This window comes from Bradyrhizobium sp. IC4059 (assembly GCF_020193615.1).
Classification (GTDB): domain Bacteria; phylum Pseudomonadota; class Alphaproteobacteria; order Rhizobiales; family Xanthobacteraceae; genus Bradyrhizobium; species Bradyrhizobium yuanmingense.
Map to the genome: position 1 here is coordinate 162154 of NZ_JADYVH010000009.1, position 12332 is coordinate 174485.

The window sequence follows — 12332 nt, forward strand, 5'->3', positions numbered from 1 at the left end:
TCACTTACCCATTTCGTTTCCTGGTTCCTCAATGCCGCTCCGCCTGTTCCTGACCTCCGGCGATCTCATGGCCGACCGCCGCTTCGAGTTCGCGCGCGATCTCCAGCTCAAGGGCGACCTTCCCGCCGCGGCCGACCTCCTGGAGCAGGCGATCGAGCTCGCGCCCAACTTCACCTCGGCCTGGTTCACGCTCGGCGAGATTCGTCAGCAGCTCGGCGAGCGCGACAAGGCCATCGCGGCCTTTCGTGAAGCGCGGCGATGCGATCCCGGGGATCAGCACGGCGCCGGCCTGCACCTGATGCGGCTCGGCGATACCGAGATGGCGGAGATGCCCAAGGCCTACGTGCAGGCCTTGTTCGATCAATACGCGCCGCGGTTCGAGCACGCGCTGATCAACGATCTCGGCTATCGTGCCCCGACGCTGATCTTCAAGGCGGTGCTGGCGGCGCGCGTCGCCGCCAAGAAGCCCGCCTACTTCAAGCGCACCATCGATCTCGGCTGCGGCACCGGGCTCGCGGCCGCTGCCTTCGCCAAGCAGGTCGACCATTTCACCGGCATCGATTTGTCACCCGGCATGATCAAGGAGGCGCGGGCGACGAACCTCTATGCCGAGCTCGAAGTCGCCGACATGATCGAGGGCCTGCGCGGCAAGCCAGATGCCAGCGCGAACCTCGTCGTGGCCGCGGATGCGTTCGTCTATCTCTCCGATCTCGCACCGGTGCTGAGCGAAGTAAGGCGCGTGCTCGTCTCAGGCGGCGTGCTCGCCTTCACGCTGGAGACGCATGCGGGCGACGGCATCGTGCTCGGCGATGGCCTGCGTTATGCCCATTCCGCGGAATATGTGCGCAGCGCCATCGCGAAGGCGGGGATGAAGCTGCTGACTCTGGCGCCGGCCTCGCCACGCAACGAGAACAACGAGCCGGTGCGTGGCCTCGTCGTCGTCGCCGAGAAAACTTGAGTCTAGGCGCTAACGTCTGGCGATTTGAGCGTCATTGCGTCGCAAAGCTGCGACTTCCCACTTGCGAGCCGAGCTGCGATGTCAGCACAATGCGCGCATCAGGGAGAAAACAACAATGACCAAGAATCCATCGCGGCGCGATTTCAGCGCCGGCGCGCTCGCCACCATCGCCGCATCGACATTGCCCGCGCCCTACGTCTGGGCCGCGGAGAAGAAATACGATGCGGGTGCCAGCGACACCGAGATCAAGATCGGTCAGACCGTGCCGCATTCCGGCCCCGGCTCGCTCTACGGCGTGCTCGGCCGCGTCGGCGAAGCCTATTTCCAGATGCTGAACGAGAAGGGCGGCATCAACGGGCGCAAGGTCAAGTTCCTCACCATGGACGACGCCTACAGCGCGCCGAAATGCGTCGAGGCCACGCGCCGGCTGGTCGAGCAGGAGGAAGTGCTCGCATTGTACGGCTCGCTCGGCACCGCGCCGCAGACCGCCGTGCACAAATACCTGAACTCCAAGGGCGTGCCGCAGCTCCTGCTCAACACCGGCGCGTCGAAGTGGAATAATCCGAAAGAGTTCAAGTGGACGATGGCGGGCCTGCCGCTCTATCCGACCGAGGCGCGCATCCTGGCGCGCCACGTCGTCAGCGTGAAGCCGAACGCGAAGATCGGCATCCTCTACCAGAACGACGATTTCGGCCGCGACTTCCTCGGTCCGTTCAAGAAAGTACTGGCGGACGCCGGCGGCACCGCGCAAGTGATCATGGAGCAGACCTACGATCTCACCGAGCCGACCGTCGATTCCCAGCTCATCAATCTCTCGAAGTCCGGAGCCGACGTCTTCTACAACATCTCGACCGGCAAGGCCTCGTCGCAGTCGATCCGGAAAGTGGCCGAGCTCGGCTGGAAGCCGCTGCACCTCCTGTCCGCCGGCTCCACCGGCCGCTCGATCCTCAATGCCGCGGGGCTCGAGAACGCCACCGGCATCGTCGCGATCCGCTACAACAAGGAGGTCGGCCTGCCCAAATGGGAGAAGGACCCGGACGTGATGGCGTTCGAGGAGCTGCGCAAGAAGTACACGCCGGCGATCGATCCCGACAACACCATCGCCTTCGCCGGCTACGGGCAGGCCGCCACGATGGCCGAGATCCTGCGCCGCTGCGGCAACGAGCTCACCCGCGCCAACGTGCTGAAGCAGGCATCGAACCTGCAAGGTTTCCACTCGCCGTATTTCCTCGATGGCGTCACCTACAGCTACACGCCCGAGGACTACACACCGATGAAGACGCTGTTCATCTCCACCTTCACCGGGAAAGACTGGGACATCTCCGACAAGCCGATGTCGGAGTAGCGAGGCGGGCCCCGTCGCCTTTTCCTTCTCCCCTTGTGGGAGAAGGTGGCGCGAAGCGCCGGATGAGGGGTATCTATCCACACGCGAGCTCGCGGAGAGAGACCCCTCACCCGTCTCGCCGCTTCGCGGCGAGCCACCCTCTCCCACAAGGGGAGAGGGTAAGACCGCACATCCACTGCAAATTAACCCAAGCGATACACAGCCTTGGCATTCACACCGAACGCCTTGTCCCGCACGCGCGGGCCGAGCCGCGCCAGGCAGGTCTCCAGCGCGATCTTGATCTCGCCGTAGCTTCCCGCGAGCAGGCATACGGGCCAATCCGATCCGAAGATCAGCCGGTCCTCGCCGAAACATTTTGCGGTGTGCTCCACGAACGGAATCAGCCGTTCCGCATTCCAGTCGTCCCAGACCGCCTCGGTCGCCAATCCCGAGATCTTGCACCAGACATTGCCGCAGGCAGCCAGCGCTGCGATGCGCTCGGTCCATTCCGCGCTCCCGCCGGCGGCAATCGGCGGCTTGGCGGCGTGATCCAGCACGAAACGCGCGTGCGGAAAGGCCTGCGCGGTTGCGATCGCCGCGGGCAGCTCGCGGCTGCGGACAAGGAAATCGTAAGCGAGATCGTGGGCGAACACGGCCGTGAGTCCGCGCTGGACGTCCTCGCGCAGCAGCCAATCCGCATCAAGCTCGTCGTGGACCTGGTGGCGGATGCCGACCAGCTTGTCGCCACCAGGCAGAGCGCGCAGCCGGTCGAGCGTCTCGCCGAGCGCCGCATCGGTGAGATCGGCCCAGCCGACCACGCCGATCACCGAGGGCGTCGCATCCGCGATACGCAGGAACTCCTCGGTCTCCTCCAGCGCTGAGCGGCATTGCACCAGGATGCTGGCCTCGATGCCGTTCGCCTGTAGCAGCGGCGCGAGATCGGCCGGGCCGAAGGCACGGCGGATCGGCGCCAGCTCGTCCGCTTCCATCCAGGGATAATCGGCGCGCGCCGGGTCCCAGAAATGCTGGTGGGCATCGACGATCATGCCTTAATCTCCGCCGGGAAGCGGCGCGCGCGCATCGACCAGCTTTCGCGTCCGCAGCTCCTGCCAGAATGCCGGCGGCACCGCCTTCTCGGACATCGCGATGTTGTCGGCGACCTCGGCGGCATTGCGCGCGCCCATCACGGCGACCGTCACCGCCGGATGGGCCATGCAGAATTGCAGCGCGGCGGCTTTCAGCTCGGTGCCGTGCCTGCGGCAGAGTTCGTCGAGCTCCAGCGCGCGTGCCACGAGCGCAGCATCAGCATCCTGATAGTTGAATTTCGCGCTCGCCCGCGGATTGGCCAGGATGCCGCTGTTGTAGATGCCACCGAGCAAGATGCCGATATTGCTGGCCTGGCACAGCGGAAATAGCGCATCCAGTGCGCCCTGGTCGAGCAGCGTGTAACGGCCGGCGAGCAGGAAGCAGTCGACCGGCACGGCCTCGGCGAAGCGAGCCAGCATCCCCGACTGGTTCATTCCGGCGCCGATCGCCTTGACCGTGCCGTCCTCGCGCAGGCGCTGGAGCGCGCGGAAGGCGCCGGTGACGGCATCGTCATAGTGATCGTCGGGATCATGCACGAGCAGGACGTCGACGCGGTCGAGGCCGAGGCGCTGCAGGCTCTCCTCCACCGACCGCATCACGCCGTCATAGCTGAAATCGAACACCGGCCGCTCGCGCGGCGTGCCCTTGTAGTGCTCGTCCTCCGGCGCAGCATTGTCCGGTGCGCGCAGCAGGCGGCCGACCTTGGTCGAAATGGCGTAGGAGTCGCGCCTCTGTTGCCGCAGGAAGGCGCCCAGCCGCCGCTCCGCGAGGCCGAAGCCGTAAAGCGGGGCGGTGTCGAAGAATCGGACACCGAGCGACCAGGCGCGTTCAATCGTCGCTTGCGCATCGGCATCGCTGACGGGCGAGAACAATCCGCCGAGCGGGGCTGAACCGAGGCCGATCGAGGTGACATCGAGAGCGCCGAGCCGCGACCTTTTCATTCCCATCGCCTTCCAGCAGTCGTCGTCCATTCCAAATCATCTCTCCCGCTTGCGGAAACCGCAAGCGGGAGAGGCATGCAGAAGCGCGGGGCTGGGCAGCGCTCCTACTTCAACATCTTCGCGACGTTGTCCTTGGTGACGAGATCGAGGCCGGTGTAGACGATCTCCGGCACCTTCTCGCCCTTCTTGATGGCGAGCAGCGTGTCCATCGCCTTCTCGCCCATCTCGAACGGACGCTGGCCGACCAGCGCATTGGCATAGCCGTCACGCAGCAGCTCGAGCTGCATCTTCAGCGTATCGGCGACGACCAGCGTAAACTTGCCGGAATCGATGTCCTTCTTGTTCCTGCTGGCGAAGGCCTTGAAACCTTCGGGCGCGAACATCGGCCAGCCGCCGATCGGAACGATGGCGGCGAGATCCGGCGTTGCGGTGCGCATGTCCGTCATCTGCTGGACCGCGAGCGCGGGATCGTCGTTGCAGAAGCTCGGCGAACCCGCGACCTCGGTCCATTTCGAGCCCTTCAGCGCCTCGCGCACGCCGTCGACGCGCTCGGCCAGGTTCTTGGCGCCGGGACCGCCGGAGACCATGGCGTATTTGCCGCCGTCAGGCCGCAATTTCAGCAATTCCTTGCCGAGGGCCAGGCCGAACTCCTTGTTGTTGGTGCCGATATAGGCGATGCGCTTGGAGCCCGGCGCGTCGGCATCGAAGGTGATGACGGGAATGCCGGCGGCGGTCGCCGCCTCGATCGACTTGGTCATGGCCGCGACGTCCGCGACCGAGATGGCGAGACCGTCGACCTTCTGCGTGATGAAGTCCTGGATGATCTGGGCCTGGTTCGCCGGCTCATGCTCGACCGGTCCTTTATAGATGCACTCGATGTTGCCGAGCTCCTTGGCGCGCTTCAGGCAGCCGTCGCGCGAAAAATCGAAGAACGGATTGTTCATCGCCTTCGGCACGATGACGAAGCGGTAGTTCGCAGCAAATGCCGGCGTGGCCATCATCGCAACCGCGATGCCGGCAAGAAGCAGTTTCCTCATTGTCTCCTCCACTCTTGTTGGTGCCTATCCCCTCGAAAGCCCCCGGGAAGCGGATAGGCGGCGTTTTCCTTGCCTTCCCGAGATGTCGTCATGTCAGGTCATCCGCGAGCGGACGCGGTCGACCAGCACAGCCAGAATGATGATCACGCCGACCAACGTCTGCTGCCAGTACGAGCTGACCTGGGCCAGCACGAGGCCGTTGCGGATCACCTCCAGCAGCACGCAGCCGACGATGGCCCCGAGCGGACCGCCGATGCCGCCGGCGAGATTGGCACCGCCGATCACGGCCGCCGCGATCACGTTGAGCTCGTAGGACATCGCCATGTTGGCCGGCGCCGATCCGAGCCAGCCGGAGATGATGATGCCCTGCAGGCCCGCGGCGAGCGCGCAGATCACGTAGACCTCGATCTTCACCCGCACCACCGGAATGCCGGTGAGCTCGGCCGCCTTCTCGTTGCCGCCGAGCGCAAAGACGTGGCGGCCGAACGAGGTGTGGTGCAGCACCACGGCCATGGTCAGAGCCAGGATCACGAGATAGATGAACGGCGCCGGCACGCCGAGCACGTCACCGGACGTGAGCGCGTAGAAATAATCGGCGTCCGGCCCTCCCGGGAAGCTGCCGCGTCCGTTGGAGACGACATAGCCGAGCCCGCGCACGATCGAGAGCATGCCGAGCGTGGTGACGAAGGGCGACAGGCCGAGCACGGCGATGCAGAAGCCGTTGACGAGGCCCGCAATCAGCGCGACGCCGAGGCCGGCGAGGATCGAGATGAGCAGGATCAGCCCCGGAACATTGGCGAGCACGGTCTTGCCGTCGGCCGCCATGTGCACCAGCGGCGATCCGGGCGCCGACAGCTCGGTCATCACCATCGATGTGATCATGGCGGAAAAGCACATCATCGATCCCACCGACAGGTCGATGCCGCCGGTGATGATCACGAAGGTGACGCCGAGCGTCGCGATGGCGATGAAGGAAAAGTTCTTCGCCACGTTCTGCATGTTGCCCTGGGTGAAGAAGTAGGGGCTGGCGAAATGCATGATCACCAGCAGCACCGCCAGCGCGAGCAGGACGTAGCCGGTCTGCGAGGCGAAGATGCCGCGCTGCCACCACCTGATCTTGCCGACATTGGTGAAGCTGATCGGGGATTCCAAGGGCATGGCCATCACGCCGCCTCCTTCGCACCGGTGATGAGGGCGGTGACCTCCTCGGGGGAGGTCTGGTGAATCGACTTGTCGGCGCGCTTCTCGCCGCGTCGCATGACGACGACGCGGTCGCATACGGCGAACACGTCGGGCATGCGGTGCGAGATCAGCATCACGGCGACGCCCTGCTCCTTGAGCCGGTGGATCAGGCCGAGCACCTGCTCGACCTGGCGCACCGAGATCGCGGCGGTCGGCTCATCCATCATTACCAGCCGCGCATTGGAGAGCCGGGTACGCGCGATCGCGACCGCCTGGCGCTGGCCGCCCGACATCTGTCTGACGAGATCGTCCGGGCGCGTCTCCGAACGCAGCTCGCCGAACAGCTCCAGCGCGCGCGATGCCATCGCCTTGTGGTCGAGCAAGGCCATCGGTCCGAACCTGCGCTTCAACTCGCGGCCGAGGAAGACGTTGGCGGCGGCCGTGAGATTATCCGCCAGCGCGAGGTCCTGGTAGACGACCTCGATGCCTACGGCGCGGGCATCGACCGGCCGGTTGAAATGCACCGCGCTGCCGGCAAAGCGCATCTCGCCATGCGTGGGACGGAAATTGCCGGCGATGATCTTCACCAGCGTCGACTTGCCGGCGCCGTTGTCGCCCATCAGGCCGACCACCTCGCCGGGCCAGACCTGCATATCGACATCGTGCAGCGCGCGGATCGCGCCGAACTCCTTGCCGATGCCGGTGAGCTCGAGCACCGGTGTCGCGTCAGTCTTCGTCATCAGCGGCGTTTCCTCAGACATAGCGGTTGACCAGGGTTTCCAGATATTCCTGCCGGCCCGAGCGCGGCTGCGGATCGAAGCCGGGAGACATCGCACGGTCGGCGAGATCGGCGAGCGAACGCTGGCCGCCGAGAATGGCGCGGCCCTCCGGGCTGGCCCAGCCCTCGTAGCGCTTTGCGAGCGGCGCACTCAGCGTGCCGGCGTCGAGCATGTCGGCGGCGGCGAGGAAGGCCCGCGCACAGGCATCCATCGAGCCGACATGGGCATGGATGAGATCATCGGGATCGATCGACTGGCGGCGGATCTTGGCATCGAAATTGAGTCCACCCGTGGTGAAGCCGCCACGGTTCAGGATCTCGTGGAACACCAGCGCCAGCTCCGGCACGTTCATCGCGAACTGGTCGGTGTCCCAGCCGAGCAGATCGTCGCCCCGGTTGATGTCGAGCGAGCCGAACACGCCGAGCGCCTCGGCCAGCGCGACCTCGTGATGGAAGGAGTGACCGGCGAGGATGGCGTGGTTCTGCTCGATGTTGAGCTTGACGTCCTTGAGCAGGTCGTAGCGTTCGAGGAAACCGTAGCAGGTGGCGACGTCGAAATCATATTGATGCTTGGTCGGCTCCTTCGGCTTCGGCTCGATCAGCAGCGGGCCCTTGAAGCCGATTTTGTGCTTGTGCTCGACGACGAGCGAGACGAAGCGGCCGAGCTGGTCGAGCTCGCGCTTGAGATCGGTGTTGAGCAGCGTCTCGTAGCCCTCGCGTCCGCCCCACAGCACGTAGTTCTGCCCACCGAGCCGGTGAGTCACCTCCAGTGCAGCACGGACCTGGCCGGCGGCATAGGTGAAGATGTCAGGGTCCGGATTGGTGGCCGCGCCCGCCATGTAGCGGCGGTGCGTGAACAGGTTCGCAGTGCCCCAGAGCAGGCGGACCTTGCTCGATGCCATCTTCTGCTCGAACAGATCGGCGATGGCGTTGAGGTTGGCGACGGACTCGGCGAGCGAAGCGCCCTCCGGCGCCGCATCGACGTCGTGGAAGGTGAAGAAGGGGACGTCCAGCAGGCGGAACAGCTCGAAGGCGGCATCGGCCTTGGCGCGAGCCATCGCCATCGCGTCGGTGCCGTGGTGCCAAGGCCGCAGGAAGGTCTCGCCGCCGAAGGGATCGCCGCCCGGCCAGCAGAACGAATGCCAATAGCAAACCGCAAACCGCAAGTGATCCTCGAGCCGGCGGCCATGCACCAGGCGGTCCTTGTCGTACCAGCGGAAGGCGGGCGCGCCTTCGGCCTCCTTGCCGCCGAAGGCGACGGGTGCACTTGCATCGAAGAATTTGGCTGGCGCGTTCACTTAAGGCTCCTTCAATGCGGGATAAAGCGCGCGCCATCGCCGATAGGCCTCGTCATAGGCCGCAGCGACGGACGGGCGGGGTGTGAAGCTTGCGAGCCTGCGCGGGCGCGTGCAGACGTCCGCGGGGTTCTCGCCGGTCGCGGCGAGCCGGCCGAGCCGCGCAGCGCCGAGCGCGGCGCCGACCTCGCCTTCCTCGACGCGGTGGACGGGCATGCCGAGCACGTCGGCGCAGATCTGCGCCCATAGCGGCGAGCGCGAGCCGCCGCCGACGAGATCGACCTCGCCGATCGGCCCGCTGGCTGTGCTCAGCGCCGCCAGATTGTCGCGCGCGGCAAAGGCGACGCCTTCGAGCACGGCCTGCACGATCTCTGAGCGCCCGGTCGCGCCGCGCAGACCGACGAAGGCACCGCTGGCGGCGGCATCGTTGTGCGGCGTGCGCTCGCCGTCGAGATAAGGCAGGAACTGGACCGTGCCAGGTGCATCGACGCGCTCGCCGAGCGGCGCCAGGAGCGCTGCGGCCGGCGTCTCCATCACGCCGGCCAGCCAGGCGAGCGAAGCTGCGGCCGACAGCATCACGCCCATCTGGTGCCAGAGGCCGGGCAGCGCGTGGCAGAAGGCATGCACCGCCGAAGCCGGCGCGGGGGCGAAGCGATCGGTGACGCGGAACAGGACACCCGACGTTCCCAGCGACAGGAAGGCATCGCCCGGCGCGATGGCGCCGAGCCCGATCGCGCTGGCCGCATTGTCGCCGGCGCCGCCCGCGACCACGACATTTTTCGCCATGCCCCAGCGCTGCGCGTATTCAGGCGCGAGCACCGCGCTCACCGCACTGCCCTCGACGAGGCGCGGCATGTGGTGCAGATCGAGCCCGGTGGCATGCAGCAGCAGCGCGGACCAGCGCCGCAGGCCGACGTCGAGCCACAGCGTGCCTGACGCGTCCGACATGTCCTCGACCATCTCGCCGGTGAGGCGATAGCGGACATAGGCTTTCGGCAGCAGCACCTTTGCCACGCGGTCGAAGATCTTCGGCTCGTGCCGTGCCACCCAGAGTAGCTTCGGCGCGGTGAAGCCCGGCATCGCGAGATTGCCGGCAATCGCGTGCAGCGAGGGACAGCGCCGCTCCAGCGCGGCGCATTCGGCCTGCGAGCGGCCGTCGTTCCAGAGGATGGCCGGACGCAGCGGCCGGCCGTCCTCGCCAAGCAGCGTCGCACCGTGCATCTGACCCGACAGCCCGATGCCGCGCACCTGCGCAACCTCGCGCGGATGGCGCGCGGCGAGATCGTCGACGGCGCCGACGGCCGCATCGACCCAGGCGTCGGGATCCTGCTCGGACCACAGCGGCGCCGGGTGCGACAGCGCAAGCTCGCGCGCCGCCGTCGCGACAACCGCGCCGGCTTCGCTCACGAGCACCGCTTTCACACCGGACGTGCCGATGTCGATCCCGAGATACAAATCGTCCTCCCTTTCGCCTGCCGCGGGAGAGCGATCTTGCGTCGCTTTTCCCCGCTGGCGGTCCCGTTTCCAAGTTCACCTGCCGCTAGGGCAGATTGTCCCGCATCACGATGTCGATCCGGATCTTCTCCTGTTCACTCAAGATCGGCTCGCCGCGGGCGAGCGCGAGCAGCACGCGGACGGCCGCGCGCGCTTCATGTCCGGGGTTCTGCGAGATCGCGGCATCCATCACGCCCTGCAGTAGCAAGCGGCGCGTCAGCGCGGTGACGTCGTGTCCGACGAACACCACCTGCTTGTCACGCCCGGCCGCGCCAGAGGCCTTGTCGTTCAACGCCTTGCTGTTCAGCGCTTTGGCGACGCCCTGCGTGCCGGCGCCGACGTTGTAGAGACCGACGATGTCGCCATGCTTGCCGAGCAGCCGCGCCAGCAGCTGCTCCGAACGATCATCTTCATCGCGCCCTTCCAGCACCGGCAGCACGCTGAGATCGGGGAATTCCGTCGCCATCACCTGGTTGAAGCCGAAGATGCGCTCGGCATGGTCGCGCAGGCCCTGCGAGCCCGCGATGATCGCGACCTTGCCGGACCTCTGGCCGACCAGGCGCCCGACCAGCGCGCCGGCGGTGCGGCCCGCGGCGATGTTGTCGATGCCGACATAATGGTGGCGGCGCGAGGACGGCACATCCGAGACCAGCGTCACGACCTTGGCGCCGGCATCGACGAGGTCATTGATGGCGGCGCGGACGCTCGGATGGTCCAGCGCCACCACGGCGACGCCGTCATAGTCGCCGGACAGCGCCTCGAGCGAGGCCGCGAGCGCGGCGGGCTCGAACACGTCGGTTGCGATCATCTCGACATTGAGGCGGCGGGCCGACAGCCAGCCCGCCATCTCGCCGAGATAGGCCTCGATCTGCTGCATGAACGGGTTCGAGCCCGACGGCATCACGAAGGCGAAGCGTCGGGCCCGGCCGCGCGCGAGCTCGGCGGCCGCCACATGCGGCTGGAACGAATTGCGCGCGATGGCGTCCTTGACGCGCCGGACCGTATCCGGGCGGACCCCCGGCCGGTTGTGCAGCACGCGATCGACCGTGGCGAGGCTGACACCGGCCTCGCGGGCGATGTCCTTCAGCGTCAGCACAGTCGGGGCGAGGGTCTCGGCCATGGCTGAAGGCTAGCAGAGGTGTTTTGAGGTACGCAACTCATTTGATGAGGGGATCGGTCTTTTTGCTTCCCCTTCCAGGAACGGCTTCGCCGGCGGGCCGTTGCCGGGGCGTGCATAACGACATCACCCATGATTCCGGCGAGGGGCTGAGCCCGACGCTCGAGCGCAACATCCAGGCGCTGGTGGCGCGGCGGCGCCGCGAGCAGCAGGCGGCACGCGGCCAGGACAAGGTCGCGGACGCGATCACGGCCTTCACCGGCAGCATGATCTTCGTCTACCTGCACCTCGCCTTGTTCGGGTTCTGGATCATCGCCAACCTGCATTGGATTCCGGGAATTCCGGCCTGTGACGAGAGCTTCGTCATGCTGGCGATGATCGCCTCGGTGGAGGCGATCTTCCTCTCCACCTTCGTGCTGATCTCGCAGAACCGCATGACCGCGGCGGCCGACAAGCGCGCCGATCTCGATCTCCAGATCAGCCTGCTCGCCGAGCACGAGCTGACCAAGGTGGCCCGCCTGCTCACTCAGGTCGCCGAGCGGCTCGACGTCAAGCCGGACGCGGAGCGCGACCTGCAGGAGGCGGCCCGGGACATCGCCCCCGAGCGCGTGCTCGACAAGATCGAGGAGACGCGCTCTTGAGCTATCGACGGCCTGGCGCCGACAGCTCCAGCGTCAGGAACAGGCTGTTGGGATCATCGACATAACCTTCGAACGGGCCGCATGCGACGAAACCGTGCGCCAGATAGAGTGCGTGTGCCGGCTTGAAATAGTCCCACGAGCCGGTCTCGAGGCTGAGCCGCGTCATGCCGCGCCCGCGGGCTTCCGCGATGATGTGGCGCAGCATCTGGCCGCCATAGCCGCGCCGGCGCGCGGTCTGCAGCGTGTGCATCGACTTGACCTCGCCGTGGCCAGTCGAAAGCGTCTTCAACGCGCCGGTGGCGACCAGCGTCTCGCCGTCCCAGCCGGTCCAGAACGCGACCTCTGGCGCACGCAGGCCCGCGAGATCGAGCGCATGGGCGCTGCCCGGCGCCGTCTGCGCCCGCGCGGCCGTGACGTGATGATCGAGCAGCGCGACGACGCGCGCATCAGAGGTGTCGCCGGTCCGGATCTGCATCGTG

Annotated in this window: 12 protein-coding genes; 3 read left to right on the forward strand and 9 right to left on the reverse strand. The window is 66.6% G+C overall.

All coding sequences use genetic code 11. The features are described 5' to 3' along the window. Positions 1 to 31 precede the first annotated feature (31 nt). Both I6F12_RS26370 and I6F12_RS26375 read left to right on the forward strand, forming a co-directional pair. The gene (locus I6F12_RS26370) at positions 32 to 958 is read left to right on the forward strand and encodes a methyltransferase domain-containing protein (protein ID WP_225157559.1); all 927 of its coding nucleotides are present in this window, start codon (positions 32 to 34) and stop codon (positions 956 to 958) included. A 115-nt stretch (positions 959 to 1073) separates the two neighbouring features. Beyond that, positions 1074 to 2303, forward strand: a complete 1230-nt coding sequence (locus tag I6F12_RS26375) for an ABC transporter substrate-binding protein (RefSeq protein ID WP_109142196.1) — start codon at positions 1074 to 1076, stop codon at positions 2301 to 2303. 182 nt (positions 2304 to 2485) lie between these two features. On the opposite strand, the gene I6F12_RS26380 is transcribed toward I6F12_RS26375, so the two are convergent. The 8 genes from I6F12_RS26380 to I6F12_RS26415 form a co-directional block, all read right to left on the reverse strand. Then, positions 2486 to 3328, reverse strand: a complete 843-nt coding sequence (locus I6F12_RS26380) for an amidohydrolase family protein (protein WP_225157560.1) — start codon at positions 3326 to 3328, stop codon at positions 2486 to 2488. A 3-nt stretch (positions 3329 to 3331) separates the two neighbouring features. After that, positions 3332 to 4309 (reverse strand): aldo/keto reductase, encoded by a 978-nt coding sequence (locus tag I6F12_RS26385; protein ID WP_036020513.1) that lies wholly within the window; start codon positions 4307 to 4309, stop codon positions 3332 to 3334. A 104-nt stretch (positions 4310 to 4413) separates the two neighbouring features. Next, positions 4414 to 5346 carry a sugar-binding protein gene (locus I6F12_RS26390; RefSeq protein WP_057028437.1) on the reverse strand — a complete coding sequence of 311 codons (933 nt, stop codon included), beginning with the start codon at positions 5344 to 5346 and terminating at the stop codon, positions 4414 to 4416. Between the two features lie 93 nt (positions 5347 to 5439). Beyond that, on the reverse strand, positions 5440 to 6510 hold the full coding sequence (locus tag I6F12_RS26395) for an ABC transporter permease (protein WP_036020476.1): 1071 nt from the start codon (positions 6508 to 6510) through the stop codon (positions 5440 to 5442). Beyond that, positions 6510 to 7268, reverse strand: coding sequence for an ATP-binding cassette domain-containing protein (locus tag I6F12_RS26400; RefSeq protein WP_225157561.1), 759 nt, complete (start codon positions 7266 to 7268; stop codon positions 6510 to 6512). The genes I6F12_RS26395 and I6F12_RS26400 overlap by 1 nt, the downstream gene beginning before the upstream one ends. Positions 7269 to 7281: 13 nt before the next feature. Beyond that, a complete protein-coding gene (gene xylA / locus I6F12_RS26405; protein WP_225147440.1) occupies positions 7282 to 8604 on the reverse strand; it encodes a xylose isomerase in 1323 nt (440 codons plus the stop codon). Further along, positions 8605 to 10056, reverse strand: coding sequence for a xylulokinase (gene xylB / locus I6F12_RS26410; protein ID WP_225112992.1), 1452 nt, complete (start codon positions 10054 to 10056; stop codon positions 8605 to 8607). It lies immediately after the preceding gene. A gap of 85 nt (positions 10057 to 10141) precedes the next feature. Then, positions 10142 to 11215 carry a LacI family DNA-binding transcriptional regulator gene (locus tag I6F12_RS26415; protein ID WP_225128498.1) on the reverse strand — a complete coding sequence of 358 codons (1074 nt, stop codon included), beginning with the start codon at positions 11213 to 11215 and terminating at the stop codon, positions 10142 to 10144. Positions 11216 to 11325: 110 nt separating this feature from the next. On the opposite strand from I6F12_RS26415, the gene I6F12_RS26420 reads away from it, so the two are divergent. After that, positions 11326 to 11853 carry a DUF1003 domain-containing protein gene (locus tag I6F12_RS26420; RefSeq protein ID WP_225157562.1) on the forward strand — a complete coding sequence of 176 codons (528 nt, stop codon included), beginning with the start codon at positions 11326 to 11328 and terminating at the stop codon, positions 11851 to 11853. A gap of 1 nt (position 11854) precedes the next feature. On the opposite strand, the gene I6F12_RS26425 is transcribed toward I6F12_RS26420, so the two are convergent. Next, entirely contained in the window at positions 11855 to 12328 is a 474-nt protein-coding gene (locus I6F12_RS26425) for a GNAT family N-acetyltransferase (protein ID WP_225157563.1), read from the reverse strand. Positions 12329 to 12332 lie beyond the last annotated feature (4 nt).